General features: G+C 63.6%; 27 protein-coding genes. 21 read left to right on the top strand and 6 right to left on the bottom strand.

What is annotated here, in order from left to right; genetic code table 11:
- Positions 1-2: 2 nt before the first annotated feature.
- Together DND132_RS00540 and DND132_RS00545 are read right to left on the bottom strand one after the other, a co-directional pair.
- The gene (locus tag DND132_RS00540; RefSeq protein WP_014320751.1) at positions 3-1,091 is read right to left on the bottom strand and encodes an ADP-ribosylglycohydrolase family protein; all 1,089 of its coding nucleotides are present in this window, start codon (positions 1,089-1,091) and stop codon (positions 3-5) included.
- A gap of 183 nt (positions 1,092-1,274) precedes the next feature.
- A complete protein-coding gene (locus DND132_RS00545) occupies positions 1,275-1,559 on the bottom strand; it encodes a hypothetical protein (RefSeq protein ID WP_014320752.1) in 285 nt (94 codons plus the stop codon).
- A 137-nt stretch (positions 1,560-1,696) separates the two neighbouring features.
- Between DND132_RS00545 and DND132_RS00550 the strand changes: the two genes are divergently transcribed.
- Positions 1,697-1,885, top strand: a complete 189-nt coding sequence (locus DND132_RS00550) for a hypothetical protein (protein ID WP_014320753.1) — start codon at positions 1,697-1,699, stop codon at positions 1,883-1,885.
- A gap of 192 nt (positions 1,886-2,077) precedes the next feature.
- Here DND132_RS00550 and mazG read toward each other — a convergent pair whose 3' ends face one another.
- Complete coding sequence (gene mazG / locus DND132_RS00555) at positions 2,078-2,884, bottom strand: nucleoside triphosphate pyrophosphohydrolase (protein ID WP_014320755.1); 807 nt, start codon at positions 2,882-2,884, stop codon at positions 2,078-2,080.
- A 47-nt stretch (positions 2,885-2,931) separates the two neighbouring features.
- Positions 2,932-3,453, bottom strand: coding sequence for a CvpA family protein (locus tag DND132_RS00560; RefSeq protein ID WP_014320756.1), 522 nt, complete (start codon positions 3,451-3,453; stop codon positions 2,932-2,934).
- 189 nt (positions 3,454-3,642) lie between these two features.
- Here DND132_RS00560 and rfbC point away from each other — a divergent pair, with 189 nt between their 5' ends.
- The 17 genes from rfbC to DND132_RS00645 all read left to right on the top strand — a co-directional run bounded on the left by rfbC (position 3,643) and on the right by DND132_RS00645 (position 20,431).
- A complete protein-coding gene (rfbC, locus tag DND132_RS00565; RefSeq protein ID WP_014320757.1) occupies positions 3,643-4,212 on the top strand; it encodes a dTDP-4-dehydrorhamnose 3,5-epimerase in 570 nt (189 codons plus the stop codon).
- Between the two features lie 4 nt (positions 4,213-4,216).
- Positions 4,217-5,647 (top strand): mannose-1-phosphate guanylyltransferase/mannose-6-phosphate isomerase, encoded by a 1,431-nt coding sequence (locus DND132_RS00570; protein ID WP_014320758.1) that lies wholly within the window; start codon positions 4,217-4,219, stop codon positions 5,645-5,647.
- A 170-nt stretch (positions 5,648-5,817) separates the two neighbouring features.
- Positions 5,818-6,567, top strand: a complete 750-nt coding sequence (locus tag DND132_RS00575) for a cytochrome c3 family protein (protein WP_014320759.1) — start codon at positions 5,818-5,820, stop codon at positions 6,565-6,567.
- Between the two features lie 13 nt (positions 6,568-6,580).
- A complete protein-coding gene (gene qrcB, locus DND132_RS00580) occupies positions 6,581-8,527 on the top strand; it encodes a menaquinone reductase molybdopterin-binding-like subunit QrcB (protein ID WP_014320760.1) in 1,947 nt (648 codons plus the stop codon).
- A gap of 12 nt (positions 8,528-8,539) precedes the next feature.
- Complete coding sequence (qrcC, locus tag DND132_RS00585; RefSeq protein ID WP_014320761.1) at positions 8,540-9,352, top strand: menaquinone reductase iron-sulfur cluster-binding subunit QrcC; 813 nt, start codon at positions 8,540-8,542, stop codon at positions 9,350-9,352.
- Between the two features lie 12 nt (positions 9,353-9,364).
- The gene (gene qrcD, locus DND132_RS00590) at positions 9,365-10,591 is read left to right on the top strand and encodes a menaquinone reductase integral membrane subunit QrcD (protein ID WP_014320762.1); all 1,227 of its coding nucleotides are present in this window, start codon (positions 9,365-9,367) and stop codon (positions 10,589-10,591) included.
- Positions 10,592-10,871: 280 nt separating this feature from the next.
- Positions 10,872-11,924: a TAXI family TRAP transporter solute-binding subunit gene (locus tag DND132_RS00595; protein WP_014320763.1), complete on the top strand. Its 1,053-nt coding sequence runs from the start codon at positions 10,872-10,874 to the stop codon at positions 11,922-11,924.
- A 287-nt stretch (positions 11,925-12,211) separates the two neighbouring features.
- Positions 12,212-12,940, top strand: a complete 729-nt coding sequence (locus DND132_RS00600) for an amino acid ABC transporter ATP-binding protein (protein ID WP_014320764.1) — start codon at positions 12,212-12,214, stop codon at positions 12,938-12,940.
- A gap of 39 nt (positions 12,941-12,979) precedes the next feature.
- Positions 12,980-13,786, top strand: a complete 807-nt coding sequence (locus DND132_RS00605) for an ABC transporter substrate-binding protein (RefSeq protein ID WP_014320765.1) — start codon at positions 12,980-12,982, stop codon at positions 13,784-13,786.
- Positions 13,787-13,863: 77 nt separating this feature from the next.
- Complete coding sequence (locus tag DND132_RS00610) at positions 13,864-14,631, top strand: amino acid ABC transporter permease (protein WP_041915641.1); 768 nt, start codon at positions 13,864-13,866, stop codon at positions 14,629-14,631.
- Positions 14,632-14,644: 13 nt separating this feature from the next.
- Complete coding sequence (locus DND132_RS00615) at positions 14,645-15,361, top strand: amino acid ABC transporter permease (protein ID WP_014320767.1); 717 nt, start codon at positions 14,645-14,647, stop codon at positions 15,359-15,361.
- A gap of 124 nt (positions 15,362-15,485) precedes the next feature.
- Positions 15,486-16,145 carry a precorrin-8X methylmutase gene (locus DND132_RS00620; RefSeq protein ID WP_014320768.1) on the top strand — a complete coding sequence of 220 codons (660 nt, stop codon included), beginning with the start codon at positions 15,486-15,488 and terminating at the stop codon, positions 16,143-16,145.
- Between the two features lie 233 nt (positions 16,146-16,378).
- Positions 16,379-16,669: a 4Fe-4S dicluster domain-containing protein gene (locus tag DND132_RS00625; RefSeq protein ID WP_014320769.1), complete on the top strand. Its 291-nt coding sequence runs from the start codon at positions 16,379-16,381 to the stop codon at positions 16,667-16,669.
- A 5-nt stretch (positions 16,670-16,674) separates the two neighbouring features.
- Positions 16,675-17,820 (top strand): 2-oxoacid:acceptor oxidoreductase subunit alpha, encoded by a 1,146-nt coding sequence (locus DND132_RS00630; protein ID WP_014320770.1) that lies wholly within the window; start codon positions 16,675-16,677, stop codon positions 17,818-17,820.
- A 4-nt stretch (positions 17,821-17,824) separates the two neighbouring features.
- Positions 17,825-18,676 carry a 2-oxoacid:ferredoxin oxidoreductase subunit beta gene (locus tag DND132_RS00635; RefSeq protein WP_014320771.1) on the top strand — a complete coding sequence of 284 codons (852 nt, stop codon included), beginning with the start codon at positions 17,825-17,827 and terminating at the stop codon, positions 18,674-18,676.
- A complete protein-coding gene (locus DND132_RS00640; RefSeq protein ID WP_014320772.1) occupies positions 18,677-19,282 on the top strand; it encodes a 2-oxoacid:acceptor oxidoreductase family protein in 606 nt (201 codons plus the stop codon).
- A 315-nt stretch (positions 19,283-19,597) separates the two neighbouring features.
- Positions 19,598-20,431 (top strand): nidogen-like domain-containing protein, encoded by an 834-nt coding sequence (locus DND132_RS00645; RefSeq protein ID WP_014320773.1) that lies wholly within the window; start codon positions 19,598-19,600, stop codon positions 20,429-20,431.
- Between the two features lie 331 nt (positions 20,432-20,762).
- Here DND132_RS00645 and DND132_RS00650 read toward each other — a convergent pair whose 3' ends face one another.
- The gene (locus DND132_RS00650) at positions 20,763-21,419 is read right to left on the bottom strand and encodes a FlgO family outer membrane protein (protein WP_238528238.1); all 657 of its coding nucleotides are present in this window, start codon (positions 21,417-21,419) and stop codon (positions 20,763-20,765) included.
- Between the two features lie 76 nt (positions 21,420-21,495).
- On the bottom strand, positions 21,496-22,335 hold the full coding sequence (locus DND132_RS00655; RefSeq protein WP_014320775.1) for a purine-nucleoside phosphorylase: 840 nt from the start codon (positions 22,333-22,335) through the stop codon (positions 21,496-21,498).
- Between the two features lie 91 nt (positions 22,336-22,426).
- Between DND132_RS00655 and DND132_RS00660 the strand changes: the two genes are divergently transcribed.
- The 3 genes from DND132_RS00660 to DND132_RS00670 are packed head-to-tail and all read left to right on the top strand — an operon-like array spanning position 22,427 to position 24,348.
- Positions 22,427-23,182 carry a motility protein A gene (locus DND132_RS00660; protein ID WP_014320776.1) on the top strand — a complete coding sequence of 252 codons (756 nt, stop codon included), beginning with the start codon at positions 22,427-22,429 and terminating at the stop codon, positions 23,180-23,182.
- The gene (locus DND132_RS00665; protein WP_014320777.1) at positions 23,179-23,925 is read left to right on the top strand and encodes an OmpA/MotB family protein; all 747 of its coding nucleotides are present in this window, start codon (positions 23,179-23,181) and stop codon (positions 23,923-23,925) included. Before DND132_RS00660 ends, DND132_RS00665 begins: the two co-directional genes overlap by 4 nt.
- 42 nt (positions 23,926-23,967) lie before the next feature.
- Positions 23,968-24,348: a PilZ domain-containing protein gene (locus DND132_RS00670; RefSeq protein WP_014320778.1), complete on the top strand. Its 381-nt coding sequence runs from the start codon at positions 23,968-23,970 to the stop codon at positions 24,346-24,348.

The raw sequence follows: 24,348 nt of genomic DNA on the forward strand, positions 1-24,348 counted from the left end.
CCTTATTCCTTGGGCGGCCGGGCCGCCTGTTGGGCCAGGGTCAGGGCCAGGTCGCGCAGGGCGCGGCCCTGTTCCAGGCCGTCGATGAATCGTTCGGGGATGCCGGACAGCCCCACCTGGGCCCCGACCAGGGCCCCGGTCAGGATGGCCCGGACCTGGTTCTGGCCGCCGCCGTTGACGGCGTGCAGCACGGCGGATTCGAAGTCGTCGCAAAAACGGGCCGCCAGGTAGTAGGCCGCCGGGAGCATGTGGTAGATGGCGCAGGGCATGCCGTAGACCAGGGAGACCTTCCAGGCCGGTTCGATGCGGATGTCCGGGTCGGCCGCGGCCCTGGCCATGTAGCTCGGCGAGAGCAGGGCGTCGGGCGAGGCGAAGCGGCCCGCGCGCGGCGGGTCCGGGTCGCCGGGCCGGGGCGGCTTGAGCCCGTCGCGGGTCACGGCGTGGAAGGGCAGGACGCCCTTCTTGACCAGGTGCATGAGCTTGTCTGACAGGCGCGCGTCGAGTGTTTCGCCCCGGACGAGCTGGGCGAGGACAGCACCGTAGGCCACGGTCAGGGAGAGGACCAGATCGTCGGACTGGGTCAGGGCCGCGTTGCGGGCCACGGCTTCGGCCAGGCTCCCCGGATCAAGGGCGTAGCGCACGGCGATGGCCAGGGTCCGCTCGATGGCCTCGGTGGTATCGGCGTGCCCGGCGGTCTCGCCCCAGGGGCGGCCCTGCTCCACCCGCCTGCGCCAGGCCTCGCGGATGGACTGGCTGGTGTAGCCGCCCGGCCCGTTGGCCGGTTCCCCGTTGAGCAGGGGGAAGAGCTCCTCGTCCATGCGGCGGCAGAAGTCCGCCTGGTCGTAGCCGCCATTTTCGACCAGGGAGCGGGCCGTCAGTTCGAGAATGAACCCCGACTGGGACAGCTGGCCCGCCTTCATGCCGTCGTGGTAGCGGCCCGGCATGGGGTCGGTGTAGCCGTCGATCCACGGGCCGTAGTCGCGGCGCAGTTCGTCCAGGTCGTAGTACCAGTGTGGCCCCAGTCCCAGGCCGTCGCCGATCCAGGCGCCCATCAGCGCGCCCGCCGCGCGGTCCCGCAGGGTCTCGTCCATGTGCATCGCTCCGGTGTTCCGGTGGGGGAAGGGCGGTCGCACCTTCCCGTATGGCCATGCTACGGCGGATGGGCGGAGAGGGAAAGTTTTTTCCCGGAGCGGGGGGCGGGGCGAACGAAGAGCCCCGCCGTCCCTGTGCAGGGGAGGGCGGGGCTTTGTTGCCGAGGCGTTATCTCCGGACCGTCAGATGATGGTGTCGAGGACCGCGCCCTTGGCGTAGGGGCCGAGGACGTCGGTCTGGAAGTTGTAGCTCTGGGCCAGGCCGGCCTTGTCCGCCGTCGAGGTCCCGGGGTTCATGTAGTCCAGGGTTTTGGAAACGAGCGACGCCTCGGCGGAGACCTTGTCCACCGGGGCGAGGCTCGGGCCTCTGTCGTTCATGTAGTCCAGGGTCTCGGAAACCACGGATGCGCCGAATGTCTGCTGATCGAACGGCGCGTAGCTTCCGAGGCCGCCGATTGCCATACTCATAAGCACCCTCCTGTCTTCAGGACGGAAATAACGCCTATCCGCCCTATCGGCGATTTCCCGTAGATCTTTAGGCTTGGAGCGAAAAAATATTGCCCAATGAATACAACTGCGTGTAAGAGGGGGTAAGGGAGGGTCCCATGAACATCGACATTCCGTGGCTGATCGCGGCCGCCGTCATCAGCGGCCTGGTGGGCGTGGTCCTGCACCGATGGCAACGCCCGGTGCTGCCGAGGCTGTATGTCTGGATCACCATCCTCGGGACCCTGTTCGCCTCGTACTACATCCTGAACGTGTTCTTCGGCACCGGCCGCACGGGCTGGCCCTGAGCCGGCCGGGGGAGGGAACCATGGGCAAGACACTGATGCTCATCGCGGCCGTGGCCGCCGGAGCGGGCGTGGGATTTCTGATCTACAGGAAGTTCCGGTCGCGCTGCCTGCCGTGAATGCTGCTGTACGCAGCCATCGGCGCGGGCGCGGCCGTATTCTACCTGTTGCAGTATCTGTTCACCTAGGCCTCGGCTAGGACCGTTCCCAGTTCTTGACCTCGTTCCACAGGGTGTTCATCTCGTCCAGGCCGAGGTCGGTCAGGGTCTGGCCGCGCATCTCGGCCAGCTCCTCCATGCGGGCGAACCGGGACAGGAACTTCTGGTTGGCGAAGTCCAGGGCCGCGTTGGCCTTGATGCCCTTGCGCCGTCCCAGCTCCACCAGGGTGAAGAGGTAGTCGCCGAACTCGCGCTCCGAGTTCCCGGCGTGGCCCTGGGCCAGGGCCTCCTGCCACTCGTCCCATTCCTCCCGCAGCTGCACCTCCACCTCACGATCCGACGGCCAGGTGAACCCGTTGCGCGCGGCCTTGGAGTGGATGCGGTAGGCCTTGAGCAGGGGCGGCAGCCCCGAGGGCAGGGAGTCGTAGACCCGTTTGCGGTCCGTGCCCTTGTTCTCCTCGCGCTTGGTCTTCTCCCAATTGTCCCACAGCTCGGTGATGTTGTCGAAATGCTTGTCCCCGAAGACGTGGGGGTGGCGGCGGATCATCTTGGCCGCGCTGTAGTTCAGGGAGTCGGCCAGGGTATGCGACCCCTCGCGTTCGTACAGGGTGGCCATGAACAGGAGGATGAACATGACGTCGCCCAGCTCCTCCATGGCCTCGTGGGGCTTGCCCGAGCGGATGCCCTCGATCAGTTCGAAGGTCTCCTCGGCCAGGTAGTCGCACAGGGTCAGGGGGGTCTGTTCCTTGTCCCAGGGGCAGCCGTCGGGCGCGATCAGGGCGTCGATGACCCCGAGCAGTTCGCGCAGGGCCTGGGCAGGGGCGTCGTGTTTCGTTTCGCTCATGGCGAATCTCCTTGAAGAGGCGGAAAGCGGGTTGATTGAAGTGGGGGCTACTCGGCCTTGTCGCCGCCCGGTATGCCCAGCGCGCTCTTGGCCGAGTCCAGGGCCTCGGGCAGATCGACGTATTCGCCCAGCTTGCCGACCAGGTGCTGGGCCTTGGGCGCGATGTACGATTCGGTCAGGATGTCGGAGCGGGGCGCGAAGGTCTGCAGGAACATGAGCCCGACCAGGCAGATGAGCACGCCCTCGAGCAGGCCGAAGATTCCGCCGAGGGTGCGGTCGATCCAGCCGAGCAGGGATATCTCCAGCACGCTGCGGATCAGTTTGGTCAGCAGCCAGACCAGCACCAGGGTGCCGATGAAGATGAGCGAGTAGGACAGCGCGCTGACCGTGATGTCGCTCTCGATGTACAGCTTGAGGTGCGGGGCCAGGACGTCGTCGAACCGGGAGGCCAGGAATATGGCCAGGACCACGGCGATGAGCGACAGGACCTCTTGCACCAGGCCGCGGAAGAAACCGCGCAGGAGGAAGAGGGCGACGATGCAGATGAGAACGATATCCAGAAAATTCATGTAAATGCACCCATGGTCGGCTGAAGTGAACTTCCTCACAGAGCCCTAGCAAACTGCGACCGAAATGTGAACCGCATTCAGGGTATAATTTTGTAATGGGCCGAGGCCGGAAAAGTGGATCGGGGTTGTGTCCCTTGCTGAACTCGGCTACAGGAATTCCAGTCGCCCACCTTTTGCAAGGAGTCGTGCATGCAGGTTCACGAGACGGAGTTTCCCGGGCTCCTCGTCCTGGTCCCCCAGGTCTTCCAGGACGAGCGGGGCTTTTTTCTGGAAAGCTACAATGCCAATCATTTCCGGGAACTCGGCATAACCTGCACGTTCATCCAGGACAATCACGCCTATTCCAGGGACGTGGGCGTGCTGCGCGGCTTCCACTTCCAGAGGCCGCCCCAGGCCCAGGCCAAGCTCGTCTGGGTGACGCGCGGCGCGGTCCTGGACGTGGTCGTGGACCTGCGCATCGGGTCGCCCACCTACGGCCGGTGGCAGCACGTCATCCTGAGCGCCGCCAACTTCAAGCGCATGTTCATCCCCAGGGGATTCGGCCACGCCTACGTGACCATCATGCCGGACACCGAGTTCCAGTACAAGGTGGACGCGCCCTATGCGCCCGCCCTGGAGGGCGGCCTGGCCTGGGACGACCCGGACATCGGCATGGACTGGGACGCGGCCCTGCATGGGCAAGAGCCCATTCTCTCCGAAAAGGACCGGCGGCTGTCCGGACTGGCCGGGTTCGAATCACCTTTCACCTTCGAGGGTTGAGCGCATGACCCGGACCGAACCGGTCGCCACGCGGTTTGCCGAGGACTGCCACGCCATCATCCTGGCGGGCGGGTCCGGCACGAGGCTGTGGCCGCTCTCCCGGACCCTGCTGCCCAAGCAGCTCCTGGTCCTGGGCGGCGCGTCCACCCTGTTGCAGCAGACCGTGGCCCGCGTGCTCGAAATCTTTCCGCCCGACCACGTCTGGGTGGTGACCAACGAGGAGCACGTCTTCGAGGTGCGCAAGCAGGTGGCGGTCCTGGACCCGGCCCTGAAGGGGCAGATCCTGGCCGAACCCTTGAGCCGCAACACCCTTCCGGCCATCATGCTCGGCCTGGACAAGGTGGTAGAGGCCGACCCCAAGGCCCTGGCCGCGGTCTTTCCGTCCGACCACCTCATCCGCAACGGCGCGGCCTGGGCCGCGGACCTGGTGCGCGCCTCGGAACTGGCCGCGCAAAAACGGTTCGTGACCTTCGGCGTGCGGCCGGACAAACCCGAGACCGGCTACGGCTACATCGCCCTGGGCGACGACCTCGGGGGCAACGCCTACTCCGTGAAGGGGTTCGTGGAGAAGCCGGACTTCCTGACCGCCGACCGCTTCCTGCGCGAGGGCACCCACCTGTGGAACAGCGGCATGTTCCTGTTCTCGGCCAAGCATTTTCTGACCCAGGTGGCCCGCTGCGAGCCGGTCCTGTGGGACTGGTGGATGGCCCGGGACGAGACCCCGCTGGTCCGGGGGTACCGGGACATCCCCGATATCTCGGTGGACTACGGCGTGGTCGAGAAGATCGACAACATCACCGTGGTCCGGGCCGGGTTCGAGTGGGACGACCTGGGCAGCTGGGAGGCCATGTACCGGCTGGGCGACAAGGACGCGGACGGCAACGTGATCCGGGGCGACGTGCTGGCCCTGAACTGCACGGGCTGCCTGCTCATCAGCGAGGGCGGCAAGCTGGCCGTGTCTGGGCTCCGGGACACGATCATGGTCCAGACCCGCGACGCCACCCTGGCCTGTCCCATGGACCGCGTGCAGACCGTGCGCGACGTGGTCGCCGCCCTCAAGGCCGAGGGCAGCCGCCTGGTGGAGAGCCACGTCACGGTCTATCGGCCGTGGGGCAATTACACGGTGCTCGAGGAGGGGCCCCAGTACAAGATCAAGCGCATTCAGGTCAGCCCGGGCGCGCGTCTGAGTTCGCAGATGCATCACCACCGCAGCGAGCACTGGGTGGTGGTGGACGGCACGGCCGAGGTGGAGGTGAACAACGAGCCGCGCATCCTGGTGGAGAACCAGTCCGTGGACATCCCCAAGGCCTCGCAGCACCGGCTGGCCAATCCCGGCAAGGTCCCGCTGGACATCATCGAGATCCAGAGCGGGCCGTATCTGGAAGAGGACGACATCGTCCGCTTCGACGACGTCTACGGTCGGGTGCAGAAATAGATTTCCAACCGTTATTGGAGGATTAACGATTGAAATGTCAGTGATTTTACCGGTTCCAGAGTTCGTGAAAATTTTCATATTCTCTTGACACGAAAACGATTGGTACCGTATGGGAACGTAGTTTAATTGGTGTGATTTTCACATTAACTTTAGAGTGATGGGGCGAGGTTATGGAGGAAAGAAAAGCATCAAAACGGTGTGGAGGGGTGCTCCCCTTTATCATCGGCTTCCTGGCTTTCTGCGTCTTGGGGTGGGCCGTGATCCCCGGTCTGTTCTTCGAAAAGGAGGAACAGCCCGTGTGGTTCAGCCACGCCGTGCACGTGGACGGTCAGGGAATGGATTGCGAAAGCTGTCACTATTTCCGGGATGACGGCACCTATGCCGGTTTCCCGACCAACGAAGTCTGCGCCGAGTGTCACGCGGTCGATCCCGAGGAGGCCCGCGAGGCCATTGCGGAAGAGGGCATCGACCTGAACGACTACGCGGCCATCGTGAAGGCCGAGATCGGCGCCATCGAGGACAACCTGGCTTCCTCGGACGACGACAAGAAGCAGGCCGAACGCGAGTACGTGGTCAAGTACCTGATTCAGGGCAAGGAAGTGCCCTGGCTCAACTATCAGTACCAGCCGGACAACGTCTACTTCTCGCACGCCTCGCACAAGAGCCTGTCCATTGAGGAACTGGCGAGCCTGAAGAAGGAGCTGTCCGACGTGGTCGATCCCTCGGTCTTCGAGGGCGAGGCCCCCGAGCAGAACTGCAATCTCTGCCACCTGAAGGATATCCAGACGAACGACGTGCCGCCGGCCTTCGAGCGCAATATCCTGTCGGGGTACAGCAAGACGACCATGAAGATGTGGAAGTGCGAACGGTGCCATGCCCTCAAGGGCCAGCCCAACGCCTGCTACACCTGTCACAAGTAAAGGGGTACTGAGAATGAGCGTAGCACGCAGAACTTTTATTCAGTTGGGTGCGGGCGCCACCGTCGGTATTCTTTTTACTCCGACGGTCTGGAAAGCCCTTGACGATGTCTCCATCTGGACCCAGAACTGGCCCTGGATTCCCAAGTTGAAATACGGGGCTCTGGAAGCCAAGCCCACCGTGTCCAAGATGTGCGAGTCCGGCTGTGCCGTGAAGGTCCGCACCGTGGCCGGTGAGGCCTTCGGCACCATGGGCAACGAGGACAACCCGATCTCCGGCGGCGGTATCTGCCCCCTGTGCGCCAACGGCGTCCAGGTCAAGAACAGCCCCAACCGGATCAAGGCCCCCATGCTCGACGGCCAGGAGATCACCTGGGAGAAAGCCCAGGAAGTCGTGGCCGAAAAGCTGGCCGCCGCCGGTTCCAAGGTCGCGGTCATCTCCGGCGATCAGACCGGCACGGTCAACGAGGTCTTCTCCGCCCTGCTCAACGACAAGGGCAGCGACGCCTTCTACGTCATGCCCTGCGACATGCAGGCGGCCGACAAGGCCTGGACCGGCCTGATGGGCGGTTCCGGTCAGATCGGCTACGACCTGGAAGGGGCCGACCTGGTCCTCCTGGCCGGGGCCGACGCCCTGGAGTCCTGGGGACCGACCGTGGCCAACCTGAAGGCGTTTGCCGCCAACGAGTCCGGCAAGTTCATCTTCGCCGGTCCCATGCAGACCAAGACCGCTTCCGTGACCGCCAAATGGGTCCCGGTTCCGGCCGAGGGCATGGCCGCCTTCACCCTGGGCATCGCCTACTACGTCCTTCAGGCCGGAAAGACCGTGGACGCCGCCGACTTCGGCCAGTTCAAGGCCATGGTCATGAGCGACTACAGCCCGGCCAAGGTCGAGGCCGCCACCGGCGTCAAGGCCGACCAGCTGGCCTCCCTGGCCAAGCAGCTGCTGACCGCCGCCAATCCGGTGGTCGTCCCGGCGGGCCCCGTGGCCGCCCACGGCGCCGCCTTCGCCCTGAACCTGCTGCTCGGTGGGGCCATGAAGGTCCTGCCCGAGTTCGCCAAGGCCATCCCCTCCGCCATGAGCCGCTCCGAGATGCTCAAGGCGGACATCCTGGAAGGCGTGGACGCCGACCTGCTGTTCGTCTATGAGGCCAACCCGGCCTACGCCCTGCCCGAAAAGGTCAAGGCCGCCTTTACCGTGGCCTTCGACATGGTCCAGACCGAGACCACGGCCACGGCCAACCTGGTCCTGCCCAGCCTGCACCCCTACGAGCGGTTCGACGACCTGGTCAGCCCCTACGGGCTGTCCGCCGCCGTCTACTCCCTGGGCGCGCCGGTCTCCAAGCCGTCCGTGAACGCGGCCTGTGCCGCGACCTTCATCCTGGGCCTGGCCGACCTCGGTTTCGAGTCCTTCGAGGAAGTGCTCGGCGCCAAGGTCGAGGCCATCGGCGCGGACATGGACGCGTTGCAGGGCGGCGAGGCCTTCGTGGTCAAGGGCGAAGCCCCCATGGCCGTCTCCCTGGCCGCCAACGTTCTGGGCAAGGCCGCGGTTCCCGTCAAGGGCACCGGCGCAGTGGGACTCGCTCCCTACACCCTGCTCAACGTCGGCACCGCCAACCGGGCCACCACGCCCAACGCGCCGTGCACCATCAGCAACAACCAGTTGCTCGGCGACAACATGGTCGTCATGATGGGTTCGGCCACGGCCAAGCAGCTCGGCGTGACCGTCGGCTCCAAGGTCAAGCTCTCCGGTGGGAAGGGCGAATGCGAAGCCCTGGTGCAGATCTTCGAAGGCGTCATGCCCGGCGTCGTGGCCGCTCCCCTGGGGCTGGGCCACACCGTGGGCGACGAGTTCTCGAAGGGCAAGGGCGATAATGTCTACAAGATCCTCACGGTGAGCTCGGAGGCTGCCGCCGGCGCCTCCACATGGGCCGGTTCCACTGTGAACGTCGCCAAAATCTAGGGGGAACCGTCAATGCAAACGAAAGAATTCAAAATCAGATGGGGCATGGTCATCGATATTGACAAGTGCACCGGCTGCGGCGCCTGCATGGTCGGCTGCCAGGTGGAGAACAATATCGCTCCGATGACCAAAAGCGACCCCTATAACTATGTCCAGGCCCTGACCAAGCCGCGCGACGACGCGTCGAACAAGCTCAGGACCCTGACCTGGATGAACGTCTACGAGCTGTCCAACGGCAAGGCGTATCCGGAGCACGAGACCGCCTACCTGCCGCGTCCCTGCATGCAGTGCGGCAGCCCGGCCTGCGTTCCGGTCTGCCCGGTCGTGGCCACGGACAAGAACGAGGAGGGCGGCATCGTCTCCCAGATCTACCCCCGGTGCATCGGATGTAGATACTGCATGGCCGCCTGCCCATACCATGCCCGGTACTTCAACTGGTGGGATCCGCTCTGGCCCGAAGGCATGGACAAGGGATTGTCCCCGGCCGTTTCGCCCCGCCCGCGCGGCGTGGTCGAGAAGTGCAACTTCTGCCACACCCGCTATCTGAAGGCCAAGGACAAGGCCCGTCTGGACGGCGAAGATCCGATGAACCTGCCCGAGGGCGCGTACATCACCGCCTGCGCCGAGATCTGTCCGACCAAGGCCATCACCTTCGGCGACCTGAACAATCCGGAACACAAGGTGCACGAACTCATTCAGAGCCCCAATGCGTTCCGTCTGCTCGAAAAGCTGGGCCTGCACCCGCAGGTCTACTACATGTCCGAGCGTGAATGGGTCCGCAAGCAGGGCGACAACTACAACGCCGAAGCCGGCGGACACCACTAGGAGGCTGAACAAATGGATAGCAAACTCTTCCCGGAAGGGGTGCGGCGCTGCTCCTTCGGCCAGTTCCTGATCTGGACGGCCGTCATCCTGGCCTTCTTCCTGTGGGGCCTGTACGCCGCCGTGCTGGTCCTCTACAACGGCATCGGCACCACCGGCCTCGACAACTACTTCGGGTTCGGTGCCTGGATCACCTTCGACCTGGCCGTGATCGCCCTGGGCGCCGGTGCGTTCTTCACCGGACTGCTCAAGTACATCCTCAAGATCAAACAGCTTGAGAAGATCATCAACCTGACCGTGGTCGTGGGCTTCATCTGCTACTCCGGCGCCATGCTGGTCCTGACGCTCGACATCGGGCAGCCCGGCCGCGCGTGGTTCGGCTACTGGCATCCGAACGTCCACTCCATGCTGACCGAAGTTATCTTCTGCATCACCTGCTACTGCACCGTGCTGATCATCGAGTTCGTCCCGCTGGTCCTCGAACAGAAGCAGCTGAACAAGATTCCCTTCATCCACGCCCTGGCGCACAACATGCACGTGAACATGGCGCTGTTCGCCGGTATCGGCGCGTTCCTGTCCACCTTCCACCAGGGCTCCCTGGGCGGCATGTACGGCGTCCTGATCGGTCGTCCCTTCGCCTTCCGCGAGGGCTTCTTCATCTGGCCGTGGACCTTCTTCCTGTTCGTCCTCTCCGCCGTTGGTTCGGGCCCGGTCTTCACCGTCCTGGTCTGCACCTTCATGGAGAAGCTGACCGGCAAGAAACTCGTGGACTTCAAGACCAAGGCCCTCATGGGCAAGATCGCCGGCACCATGCTGACCGTCTACATGTTCTTCAAGATCCTCGACACCTGGGCGTGGGCCACCGGCTACCTGCCCTCCGTGGGCCTGACCTTCGACGAGATGTTCTACGGCCTGGTCTACGGCAAGTGGCTGCTCTACACCGAGATCGTCCTGTGCGGCGTGGTCCCGGCCATCATGCTGATCACCCCGTCCATCCGCAACCGTCCGGCCCTGCTGTACACCGCAGCGCTGCTGGACTGCTTCGGCGTGTCCCTGAACCGGTACATCTTCACCGTCCAGACCATCGCCTTCCCGGCCATGCCCTTCGATTCCTGGCAGGTCTACGCCCCCAACTGGGTGGAGTACGCCTCCTCGATCATGATCGTGGCCTACGGTTTCCTGGTCTTGACCCTGGTGTACCGCTACCTGCCGCTGTTCCCGCAGGAACGCGAGCTGAACTAGCGCACGCACACCCCATCACCAAACGGGAGACCGCTCTTCGGAGCGGTCTCTTTTTTTACGGGATGGGGGGGCCATGGGGCGGCGTTCTCAGGGCGGAAAAACGCGGGCCGGCGACGGGCTCCGCCACGGTACGGCCGGGAGATGGAGCGCGTCGCGAGGCCGGTGTCCGGCGTAATATACCCGGTTTGCCTGATGGCCCGAAAGGATGTATCCATGGTGGTGTGGATCGGCATGACCATGGGGCGGGTTGCGCCGCATCCGGCAATTCAGGGAGGAGAGCATGACGGCTTGCATCAGGGCGATGATAACGGCGGCGGTCCTGTTGGTTTCGGCGGGGCTGCTGGCCGCCTGCGGCGACGCGCCGAGCCGGGAGCGGGAAACCTCGAACGGGAAACCCGCGGCGGCCGACTCGTCGGTCGGGACCCTCAAGGCCTCGAAGCCCGTGTTCGCGACCATCGGCACCGGCGGCATTTCCGGGGTCTATTATCCCACGGGCGGGGCCATCGCCAACATGGTCAACCTCAAGCGCGACACGTACAACGTCCGGCTCACGGTGGAATCCACGGGCGGGTCGGTCTTCAACATCAATTCGGTCATCGCCGGGGACCTCCAGTTCGGCATCGCCCAGGCGGACCGCCAGTTCCAGGCCGTGCACGGCATCGCCGAGTGGCGGGAGCGGGGACCGCAGACCAAGCTGCGGGCCGTGTTCTCCATGCACCCCGAGACCGTGACCCTGGTGGCCGGCGAGGACACCGGCATCCGCGACATCCGCGACCTCAAGGGACACCGGGTGAACATCGGCAATCCGGGCTCGGGCCAGCACCAGAACTCCCTGGACGCCCTGGAGGCGGCCGGGCTGGCCCTGACGGACATCGAGGCCGTGGAGATCAAGGCCATGGAGGCCATCGAGATGCTCGAGGCGGGCACCCTGGACGCCTTCTTCTACACCGTGGGGCACCCCTCGGCGGCTATCCTGAAGATCGCCCGGGGCAAGCGCAAGGTGCGCATCGTGCCCATCACCGGGGTGGACAGCCTGTTCATCCTGCATCCCTACTACGTGCCGTCGCGCGTCAACATGAAGTACTATCCCGATGCGGCCGACGCTGGGCGCGACGTGGAGAGCTTCGGGGTCAAGGCCACCCTGGTCACCTCGGTCGACGTGCCGGACCCTGTCGTCTACGCCGTGACCCGCGAGGTCTTCGAGAATTTCGAGACCTTCAAGGCGCAGCAGCCCGCCTTCGCCGATTTGACAAAAATGGACATGTTGCAGGGGCTGTCCGCTCCCATCCATCCGGGGGCGGCCCGCTACTACCGCGAAGCCGGGCTGCAATAGGCGTCCGACGCGGTATTCCGTGGGAATGCGGGGGGATGGCGTCTTCCCGGACGACCGGCGCGCGGCCTGGGTCAGCAGGGTGCCGCCATCCCGGAAAATCGGCATGAAATCGGCACGCTCCGGGTGTTGACAATGTTGTATTTTTCCCCGGATGCCTTGACTTTATTTCCGTTTCGGACAATATTTTCTGTCTGTGACTGGAGCCCTGCCGGTCTGTCCGGGCACGCGGCGGACGGGAGGGGCCTTTTCTCTTTATTTTTCACTTTCAGGTTCGGAGACAACCGCAAATGGCAATGATTGAAGTGCAGAAACTGCACAAGTGGTATGGCGATTTTCATGTCTTGCAGGGGATCACCGAATCCGTGAACAAGGGCGAGGTGCTGGTCATCTGCGGCCCTTCCGGTTCCGGCAAGTCCACCTTCATTCGCTGTATCAACCGACTCGAGGAATACCAGAAAGGACAGATTCTGTTCGACGGGAAGAACATCCTGGACAAGGACGTGAACATCAACGACCTGCGGGCCGAGATCGGCATCGTCTTCCAGCAGTTCAACCTCTATCCCCACCTGTCGGTGCTCCGGAACGTCACCCTGGCCCCCACCAAGGTCAAGAACATGCCCAAGGACCAGGCCGAGGAGATCGCCCTGCACCTGCTCGAACGGGTGGGCATCCACGACCAGGCCCACAAGTATCCGGCCGAACTTTCCGGCGGCCAGCAGCAGCGCGTGGCCATCGCCCGCTCCCTGGCCATGAAGCCCAAGGTCATGCTCTTCGACGAGCCCACCTCGGCGCTCGACCCCGAGATGATCAACGAGGTCCTCAACGTCATGAAGGACCTGGCCCGCGAGGGCATGACCATGCTCTGCGTGACCCACGAAATGGGCTTTGCCCGCGAGGTGGCCGACCGCGTCCTGTTCATGGACGGCGGCGTGGTCGTTGAGCAGGCCGCGCCCGACGAGTTCTTCCGCAACCCCCAAAACGAGCGCACAAAGAACTTCCTGAAGGAAATTCTTTAATTGGCATAACACTGGACATCTCAAGAGAGAGGAGGATTCATGAAACGTTTGGTACTGATTCTGGCCCTGGTCCTGTCGTTCGTGTTCGCGGCCAACGCCGCCTTCGCGGGTAAACTGGAGGACGTGAAGGCCAAGGGCGTGCTCGTCTGCGGCGTCAAGGACTCCGTCAACCTGTTCGGCTTCGTCGATCCCAACACCAAGGAACTGGTCGGCTTTGACGTGGACATCTGCAAGTACATCGCCGACAAGATCGGTGTGAAGACCGAATTCAAGGTCGTCACCTCCAAGAACCGCATCCCCATGCTGGCCCAGGGTTCCGTGGACATGCTGGCCGCCACCATGACCCACAAGTTCTCCCGTGACGAGCAGATCGACTTCTCCATCACCTACTTCATGGACGGCCAGAAGCTGCTGGTCGAAAAGGGCTCCGGCATCACCTCCACCGCCGATCTGGCCAACAAGAAGGTCGGTACCGTGAAGGGCTCCACCTCCGAGAAGAACATCAAGGCCGCCCAGCCCGCCGCCCAGGTCATCTCCTACGACGAGTACCCGCAGGCCTTCATGGCGCTCAAGCAGGGCAAGGTCAAGGCCGTGACCACCGACTCCGGCATCCTGGCCGGTCTCAAGGCCGGTGACGACAACCCCGAGAAGTGGGAAATCGTCGGTGCCTTCTTCTCCTCCGAGCCCTACGGTCTCGGCGTGCCGCAGAACGACTCCGAATTCCGCGACTTCGTCAACAAGTGCCTGAACGAGATGTGGCTCGACGGCACCTACCACAAGCTCTTCAAGAAGTGGATGGGTTACGACCTGCCCGCCGGCTGGGAGATGGAACTCTGGCCCATGTAAGGGCGATTTAGTCCGATATGCCGGGAGCGCGAGAGCGCTCCCGGCTCTTGCCGCAACCGCAACCGACGGATGCTATTTTGGAATATACGTTTCATTGGGCCAGGATGTTTTCGGGCGAACCCGCCCGGTGGATGTGGGAGGGCTTCTGCACCACCATGCAGATTTCGACCATTTCCCTGGTCTCCGCCATGATCCTGGGGATCATCATCTGCATCCTGCGCATGACCCCGTTCAAGCCCTTCCAGTGGTTCAGCCTCGCCTACACCGAATTCTTCCGCAACACGCCGCTGCTCATTCAGATTTTCTTTTGGTACAACGGGGCGCACGTGATCATCCCCGAGGTCATCAACCAGTGGATGAACGACCTCTACTACTGGTTCCCCGGCCCGTTCTCCCTGTTCGGCCACCAATTCGTGGGCGAATGGGTGCTGTTCAACGTTGAGTTCATCATGAGCATCATCGCCCTGACCGTGTACACCTCGGCCTTCATCGCCGAGGAGATCCGGGCGGGCATCTTCTCCATCCCCAAGAACCAGCTGGAGGCGTCCCGCGCCGTGGGCCTTTCCTTTTTGCAGGGATACCGCTACGTGATCCTGCCCCAGGCCCTGCGCATCGTCATTCCGCCGCTTATTTCCCAGGCCCTGAACCTGATCAAGAACTCGTCCCTGGTCATGGTCCTGGGCGTGACCGACCTTATGTACCAGGCCACCCAGATCGAGTCCTACCACGCCATGCCGTTCGAGGCCTTCACCGTTGCCCTGCTGATCTACCTGGCGATCTCGCTGGTCGTCTCGTTCTGCATCACCATGTACAACAAGCACTTCATGATTCAGGTCATGTACTAAGGGAGGGCTTGTCATGCATTGGGATATCGCGTTCAGCAACCTCGATTACTTCCTCTACGGGACCACGAACTTCGACTGGCATTTTCCGTTCATCCACAATCCCGAGGGGCTGGTGGCCAGCGTCATCCTGGCCATCTTCGGCATCTTCGGCGCCTTCTGGCTCGGCCTGGCCGCAGGACTCATGCGCATGTCCCGGCGTTGGTGGATCAAGATTCCCGCGGTCTGCTACATCGAAGTCATCCGCGGCATGCCGCTGCTCCTGCTCATCTTCTGGTTCTATTACCTGGCTCCGGTCATCACCGGGCAGAACCTGCCCGCCTTTTCCACGACCATGGTCTGTTTCATGATCTTCACCGGGGCCTACGTGGGCGAGATCGTCCGCGCGGGCGTCAAGGCGCTGCCCAAGGGCCAGATGGAGGCCGCCCGGTCCACCGGGCTGTCCCACGTCCAGGCCATGCAGCTGGTCATTCTGCCCCAGGCCCTGCGCAACATGATCCCGTCCTTCGTCAACCAGTTCGTCTCCCTGACCAAGGACACCTCCCTGGCCGCCATCCTCGGCGTCATCGAACTGACCCGGACCGGCATCCAGGTGGACAACCGCGAGACGGTCGCCTCCTTCGAGATATGGATCACCATCGCCTGCCTGTACTTCCTGATCTGCTATATCCTGACCTCCTACAGCCGTCGGCTGGAGGCCCAGCTGTCGCGCTATCAGGCGCGGGATCGCTAGGAAGCGGGGCGGCTCAAGCCGCCGACCGGGAACGACACGAACCGAAACGGTCCGGGAAACGAGTGAAAACTGTTCCGGACCGTTTCGATTTTGCGTAGAAAACAAATCAAGAAACGCTGAAAACATGTACCGGGGGGCCGCCGTCTTGACCGACATTACGTTCCAGAGCTTCCAGAAACCCGAGGACATCGAGGCCGAATCCTTCCGGATCATCGACGCCGAGGTGCCCGAGCCGCGCCCGTTCGCGGGCCCGCAGTGGGACATCGTCCGCCGCATGATCCACACCACGGCGGATTTCGAGATGCTGTCCCTGGTTCGTTTCCACGCAAAGGCCGTGGAAAACGGGCTGGCCGCCCTGCGCAACGGGGCCGTGATCGTCACGGACACGGAGATGGCGAGGCGCGGCATGCCCGTGCGCCGGCTCGATCCCCTGGGCTGTTCCGTGCACTGCCTGATGAACGATCCGCGCGTCGTCGAGCGCGCCAAGGTCGAGGGAATCACCCGGGCCAAGGCGGCCGTGGACGTGGCCGTGGCCGAGTTGAAGCCGGATATTTGGGTCGTGGGCAACGCGCCCACCGCGCTCATCCGGCTGGTTGAGCACGTGGACAACGGGGCCGCGAATCCGCTTCTTGTGGTCGGCATGCCCGTGGGATTCGTGAACGCGGCCGAGTCCAAGGCGCTGCTCATGAGCCGGGACATCCCGTACATTTCCGTCGAGGGACGCAAGGGCGGCAGCGCCCTGGCCGCCTCGGTGATCAACGCCCTGGCCGTGCTCGCCGCCTGATTTTCGGTTTTTTCCTGTTAAAAAATGCGCCCGGAGGGAAATCCTCCGGGCGCATTTCGCGTTTTTTCGCCATCGGTTTTCGCAAGGCGCGGATCAATTTTTTGAAATCATTGGACACGGCGGAAATTCCTGTTAAAAAGTCTGCTGTGTACCCTGCGGATAGGGTGCCTTGGGAGAACATTTCGTTTCGCTCGGGCCCGGCCCGAGGAATTTCAGCAGCCCTGGAAGGAGCCATGTCCCGTAAGAACAAAGGCAAGAACAAGGTGACCGTCTACCCGGACTGGTGCAAAGGCTGCGGCATTTGCGTCGAGTTCTGTCCGGGCAAGGTCCTGGGCCTGAGCCTGGAAGGCAAGGCCGTGGTGGAGCGCGAGGAAGACTGTATCCGGTGCGGATTCTGCGAACTGCATTGCCCGGATTTCGCCATCGTGGTCAGCGACAAGGAACCCATGGAAAACGGGCTGTCCGACAAGGACGCCGAAACCCCGCCGCCCCCGAAGAGGACGGCCGGGAAGAAGGGGGCTTGACCGACATGCCCAGACCCAAGAAACGGACCGAAATATTCGCGCTGGGCAACGAGGCCGTCGTCCAGGGCGCGCTGCTGGCCGGATGCACGTTCTTCGGCGGCTATCCCATCACCCCGTCCTCGGAGATCATGGAGATCATGGCCACCCGCCTGCCCGTGATGGAGAACGGGGTGTTCATGCAGATGGAGGACGAGATCGCCAGCATGGGCGCGGTCATCGGGGCCTCGCTCTCCGGGCGCAAGGCCATGACCGCCACCTCCGGCCCGGGCTTCTCGCTCATGCAGGAGAACCTGGGCTACGCCGTCATGGCCGAGACCCCGCTGGTCCTGGTCAACGTCATGCGCGGGGGGCCGTCCACCGGGCTGCCCACCAGCCCGGCCCAGGGCGACGTGCAGCAGGCCCGCTGGGGCACCCACGGCGACCATCCCATCATCGTCCTGTCGGCCTCCAACGTGCAGGAGTGCCTGGACATGACCATCACGGCCTTCAACATGGCCGAAAAATACCGCACCCCGGTCATCCTGCTGCTCGACGAGGTCACCTCCCACACCCGGGAGAAGATCGAGATTCCCAACGAGGGCGAGTACGAGGTCTTTTCACGCACCGTGCCGAGCATGCCGCCCGAGTGGTACAAGCCCTACGAGGAGACCGTGCGCGGCGTGCCGCCCATGCCGCCCATCGGCTCGGGCTACCGCTTCCACGTTACCGGCCTGACCCACGACCGCAACGGGTTCCCGACCCAGCGGCCCGAGGAGGTGGTCGAGCTCATGGAGCGTATCCACCGCAAGATCGACCAGTTCTTCTACGACATCCAGCTCGTGGAGGAGATCATGACCGACGACTGCGACGTCTGCGTCATCGCCTACGGCTCGGTGGCCCGCTCGGCCGAACTGGCCGTGCAGCAGGCCCGCAGCCACGGCGTCAGGGCCGGGCTGCTCAAGCTCATGACCCTGTTCCCGTACCCCCGCAGGCACACGGAGAAGATCCTGGCCCACGCCAAGACCCTGGTGGTCCCGGAAATGAACATGGGGCAGATGTCCCGCGAGGTGAAGCGCGTCAACATGGGCCACGCCGCGGTCCGGACCATCAACCGCGTGGACGGCCAGATCGTCACTCCCTCGGAAATCCTCAAGGTCATCATGCAGGGGTAGCGTCATGAGCAAGATCACCGGCAACGAAATCATCCATCAGTACCTGAGGCACAACAAGAAGTTCCCGCACGTCCTGTGCGCGGGCTGCGGCCACGGCATCGTGCTCGGCACCCTGATCCGCTCCATCCACTCCCTGGGCATCCCCAAGGACGACGTGGTCGTGGTGGCGGGCATCGGCTGTTCCGGGCGGCTGGCCGTGTACGTGGACTTCAACACCGTGCACACCACCCACGGCCGGGCGCTCAGCTTCGCCACGGGCATCAAGATGTCCAACCCGAAGCTGCACGTCATCGCCCTCATGGGCGACGGCGACGCCCTGTCCATCGGCGGCAACCACCTGATCCACGCGGCCCGGCGCAACATCGGCGTCACGGCCATGATCCTGAACAACAGCATCTACGGCATGACCGGCGGACAGAGCTCCCCGGCCACGCCCGAGGGGTCCACCACCATGACCAACCCCTACGGCCAGCTGGACCACAGCTTCGACACCGTGGAGCTGGCCAGGGGCGCGGGAGCCAACTATGTGGCGCGCGGCACGGTCTTCCACGTCAACCACCTGGAAAAGATCATGATCGAGGCCCTGGAGCGGCCCGGCTTCTCCCTGGTGGAGGCCATCACGCCCTGCCACACCCAGTTCGGCCGCAAGAACAACTACAAGACCCCGGTGGACATGTACAAGTGGCTCAAGTCCACGGCCATTCCCCTGGAACGCTACAACGAGCTGCCCGAGGACAAGCGCGCGGACCGCATGCCCATCGGCGTGTTCGTGGACCGGGGCCGTCCGGGGTACGAGGAACTGTACTACGCCCGCCAGGAGAACTACCTCAAGCAGGCCGCAAAGGGGGGCAAGTAGATGAAGGCGCTACAGGAACTCGACCGTTTCGAAATCCGTTTCTCCGGCCTCGGCGGCCAGGGCATCATCACCCTCGGCAAGATCATGGGCCAGGGACTGGCGCTCGGTCACGGCTACAACGTCACCCAGACCCAGAGCTACGGTCCCGAGGCGCGCGGCGGCTCGAGCAAGTGCGACCTGGTCATCAGCTCCAGGCGAATCAGCTACCCCAAGGCCGAATCCCTGGACCTGCTCGTGGCCCTGTCCCAGGAGGCGTGCAACGCCTACTTCCCGTACCTCAAGAAGGGCGGCATCCTGGTCCTTGAATCCGACCTGGTCAAGCAGCCGCCCACCAACCAGTACCTCGGCCTGCCGTTCACCGGCCTGGCCAAGGACAAGATCGGCAACGTCCAGGCCATGAACACCGTGGTCCTCGGGGCGCTGTCCTTCCTCCTGCCCTTCATCAACCAGGCGACCATGCGCAAGACCCTGGAATCCGTGCTTCCGGCCAAGATTCGCGCCCTGAACGTCAAGGCCTTCAACCTCGGCCACAGGCTGGCCAGGAAGGAGTGGGGCGAGGACGCGGGCGAGGTCTGGCGCGTGGAGGAATACGGCGAGATCGACTGATCCCCGTCGGATACGGAACTCCAAGGTGGGGGCGGCGTTGCCGCCTCCACCTTTTTCATGTCTGCGGCGCGCTCTTCCCTCGACGGCATGGTCCGCTCCGTGACGCATTCGTCCGGGACATGGGGCCGGGGCGGGGGCGAAGGGCAGGCAGGTTGCACGTCCAGGTAAAAAAAATCGACATCTTGTATGGACTTCTTAACAGTTCTTAAGGCTCAACTGTGATCATATGATTTAAAATATAATAATTCATGCGTGTTATATGCGTGGTACGGGACTTGCTTCTTAATATCGTGTTTATAATTTTGAGGAGGTATCATGAAAATACGCATTCAACTGGCACTTATCGTCATGACCGTATTCATTTTCGGCGCGATGGCTTCCACGGCAGAAGCCAGCGTAATTCGCACTGGGCTGTTTACCGCATCCACCCTTGCCGCAAACGATGATGGCTCGACAGGCGAGGTCGCCATCGGGTTCGACGTCAATTTCTTCGGCAACACCCTGAGCACGCTGTACGTGAACAACAACGGCAACGTGACCTTCGGTTCGCCCATGTCCACCTACACCCCCTCTGGCCTGTCCGGGGTCTCCAGACCCATAATCGCGCCCTTCTTCGCGGATGTGGACACCCGGGCCGGTAACGTGCTGACCTACGGCACCAACACGGTGAACGGGCACTCGGCCTTCGGCGTGGATTGGATCAACGTCGGCTATTTTGCCTACCATACCGACCTGCTGAACTCGTTCCAGCTGATCCTGATCGACCGCAGCGACATCGCCGCGGGTGATTTCGACATCGAATTCAACTACGATCAGATTCAGTGGGAAACCGGCGACGCGTCCGGCGGTTCGGGCGGCGTGGGCGGAACGTCGGCCGCGGCCGGGTATTCCAACGGGCTGAGCGACGAAGACCTGGTGTACTATCAGCTGGCCGGGTCCCTCGTGAACGGCGCCTTCCTGGACGGTGGCGTCAATGCCCTGGCGGAAAACAGCAATATCGGCGTCACCGGCCGCTACCTGTTCAACGTGCGCAACGGCGTCGTCATCGAGCCGCCGACCACGGTTCCCGAACCCTCGGCCTTCCTCCTGCTCGGCGCGGGCCTGTGCGGCCTGGTCGCCTTCGGCCGGAAGCGTTTCATCCGGAAGTAGGCTGGAATCCGGTTATATCGCCTGTATGCAAGGCGCATCCCGCAGGGGGTGCGCCTTTTGCTTTTCGGGCGGACGGCACGCACGTGGGCGGATTCCCGTTTCCGGTCGGCGAGGGGCGTCGGGCACGGTCCGTCAGGCGAGAAGGGCGGTTGTCCGGTCCGGCGCGGATGGCCTGACGAGCGCCCGGAACGCCTCAGCCCGAGCGGACGACGATCGGGCGGACGGTTCCAGCGACCGAAGGACGGACCTCGGTGGTCCGGTGAGCCTGCGCGGGCCGGGGGACGCGGCGGCGGTATGCGCCGTTCTACCCGGCTTCAGGCCGTCGCGGGGATCAGTCGTTGAACGAGGTCTTGACCGTGGGGACCATGCCCTCGTCCCTGGCCTGGAGCTGGGGAAGCATCTGGCGGACGCTGTCGGTGATGGGCAGGGTCCAGTTGTGGGCGGAGACCACGGTGGAGTCCACCAGGCGGACGACGCGCGCGGTCATGTACACGTACCGGTCGGCGATGACGTAGGAGCCGGTCAGCCGGGCGGACCGGGGCGGCAGCTCGCGGGAGGAGCCGGCCAGCCCGGCGGCCTTCTCGTAGTCCGCGCCCTTGAGGCCGGAGGCGTAGGTGAAGTCCGTGGCGTTGGGGACGCCCTCGGTGATGTGCACCCCGTGCTGGACCAGGCGGTCGGCGATCTGCCGGGTCATGGTCTGGCCGAAGACCGACTTGTCGCCGGGGTCGTCCTGGTTGGTGAAGGGCGTGACGAACACGGCGGAGTTGAGGGTCAGCTCGTCGCTGGTCACGTTGGCGAAGAGGGTGTCGGCGGCCCGGTAGTTGAGTTCGATGATCGGCACGGACGCGGTCTCGTGGTAGGTCCGGGCCGTGGGCTCGGAGTCGAACACGTAGTTGAAGGTGTCCGTCGAGGCCTCCTTTGTGTCTTCCCACATGCGGTTGCCGCACCCCTGCGCGAAGAGCAGGAGGGTCGCCGTCAGTATGCTCAAGGCCGCTCTGTTCATGTCGTTGTCCCGGTCGTTGTTTTCGCCGTTGCCGTGCCTCGGGGCAGGAGGGCCCCGAAGCCTATTCGGCAGGTCGGCCCATTTCCTTTAGGATGGCCCGCAGGAGCCGGACCATGGCGGCCGAGGACTTCTCGGCCTGGGCGATGACCCATTCCAGGGGGGCCTCCTCCATGCAGTCCGGCAGGTTCTTGTTGGTCAGGCAGGACAGGCCCAGCACGCGGATGCCCATGTGATGGGCGGCGATGGCCTCCATGCAGGTGGACATGCCGATGGCGTCCGCGCCCATGATCCTGTACATGCGCGTCTCGGCCGGGGTCTCCATGTTCGGGCCCATGACCTGCATGAACACGCCGCGCTCCAGGCGGATGCCGAGTTCGAGCGCCTTGTCCACGGCGAGCCTGCGCAGGGTCGGGTCGTAGACCGCGCACATGTCCGGGAAGCGGTCGCCCCAGGCGTCCACGTTCGGGCCGCGCAGGGGGGTCTGGCCGGTCAGGTTGATGTGGTCCTCAATGAGCATGGGGCAGCCCACCTCGAAGGAGGGATTGAGCGCGCCCACCGCGTTGGTCAGGACCAGGGTTTTGATGCCGAGTTCCCCGAGCACGCGGATGTTGTGGGTGACCTCCTGCGGGGTGAACCCCTCGTAGAGGTGGAAGCGGCCGTCCAGGGCCAGGACCGGGACGCCCTCGATGGTCCCGGATATGAGGCGGCCGGAGTGGCTTTTCACCGAGGAGACCGGGAAGTGGGGGATGTCCCCGTAGGGAATGACCACCGGGTCCTCGATGGCCCCGGTCAGGGGGCCCAAGCCTGTACCCGTTATAAATGCAACGGTACCAGCTTGAATTTTGTCTAGCTTTTCATGTATGTATGCGGCAGAATGCTGTATCTTACCATGGTATTCCATGCAGGCTCCTTTGGCTTGGACGCGCCGTCGGGCGGGGGGAGATGGGTTTCGAGAACGGACCGATCAGACACGTGAAGGATAGGCACGCTTTATGGATATCGTGACGTTACTGGGTCTCGCCGTCGGCTTGTCGCTCATCATCGGGGCCATCATCATCGGCGGTGCAGTCGATGTTTTCATCAACGTTCCCGGCATGATGATCGTCGTCGGCGGAACACTCGCCTCCATCCTGGTGGCCTTTCCGTTCGAGGAGATCATACAGGCCTTCAAGGCCGCGTTCAAGATGTTCGTCGGGCGCAAGAGCCGGGTCCGTGACGTGGTCAACATCATGGTCAAGGTGGCCGAGATCAGCCGCCGCGAGGGGCTCATCGCCCTGGAGAACGTCCAGACCGAGAACATGGTCCTCAAGAAATCCTGCCAGCTCATCGCGGACAACGCGGACCCCGCGCTCATCCGCACGACCCTGTCCATCGAGATCAACTCCATGCGCCGCCGCCACCAGGTGGCCCAGGACGTGTTCAAGCGGCTGGCGGCCCTGGCCCCGTCCTTCGGGATGATGGGCACGCTCATCGGCCTGGTCCAGATGCTCTCCCAGCTGAGCGATCCCAAGGCCATCGGCCCGGCCATGGCCGTGGCCATCCTGACGACCTTCTACGGGTCGGCCATGTCCACGCTCTTCTTCATTCCCATCGCGGCCAAGCTCAAGGCGCGCACCCTCCAGGAACAGCTGCACCTGGAAGTCATCTTCGAGGGGGCCAAGTCCATCCTCGAGAACAACAACCCCCGCCTGGTCTATGAGAAGCTGTCCTCCTTCCTGGCCCCGGCGGAACGCGAGACCCAGCGATGAGCGACGAATACGACGACGACCTGCTCATCGACTTCGAGGAGGACGATTCGGAGGGCTCCGAGTGGTTGACGACCTTCGCCGACCTCTCCATGCTGCTGCTGGTCTTCTTCATCCTGCTCTATTCCATGTCCACCCTGGACAATGAAAAGTTTTCCGAGACCTTTTCGTCGGTGACCAAGGCGTTGCAGGGCAAGATGGACAAGATTTCGACCAGCCGGATCACCCGCGAGGAGGCCGGGGTGCTCCTGGACCAGGCCCTCATGCGCCGCCAGATCATCGAGTCCCAGCGCAAGGTCTTCGCCGAGGTCAAGACCCTTCAGACCAAGAAGGGCGTGGAGGGGCTGGTCTCCGCCAACTTCGAGGACGGGGTCATCACCCTGCGCGTGCCCGGCGACGTCATGTTCCAGTCCGGGCAGGTGGAACTCACGCCCAAGGGGGCGCAACTGGTGGCCGACCTCAAGGATTTCTTCATCAAGCACAAGGACCAGAACATCAAGATCGTCGGCTACACCGACAACGTCCGGCCGGGCGGCAATTCCCGGTTCAAGGACAACTGGGAGATTTCGGCCATGCGCGCGGTCAACGTTTTGCGCGAGCTGCTCAAGCTGGGGTTGGAATCCACCCGGCTGACGGCCACGGGCCTGGCCTATCTCAACCCGCTCTACCCGAACACCTCCGAGGAGTACCGGGCCAAGAACCGGCGGGTGGAGTTCATCCTGGAAAAGCGGGTCTCCGGCAAGTAGGGCCGTGGGCGGTCGCCAATCATCTTTGGGGAAGGGGGAGTGATGGATTTCAACATACAGTTGCCGGATGAAGAGGAAAGGCTGCGCAAGGCCTTCCGTACCAGGGTTCCGGGCCTGACCGCCCGGTTTTCCGAGATCGGCCTCGTCCTCGATGTGTCCGACCTGAGCGCCACCGGCTTCGCTGTCATCGACAAGAACGGGCGGTTCACCGAGCGGGAGACCTACGACGTGGAGTTGCAGATCAAGGGCAGGCTGTTCCTCGGCGGGACCAGGGCCATGTGCATGCGCGTGCGCGAAGACGGCATCGTGGGCCTGAACTTCACGGATCTCGAACGGCAGAAGCAGATCAAGCTCGACAAGCTGGTCCTCGAGGTGCAGAAAAGACTCATCGCCCTGCGCAAAAAAAAGCGCGAGCAAGGCTGA

It is taken from the genome of Pseudodesulfovibrio mercurii (assembly GCF_000189295.2).
Classification (GTDB): Bacteria; Desulfobacterota; Desulfovibrionia; order Desulfovibrionales; family Desulfovibrionaceae; genus Pseudodesulfovibrio; species Pseudodesulfovibrio mercurii.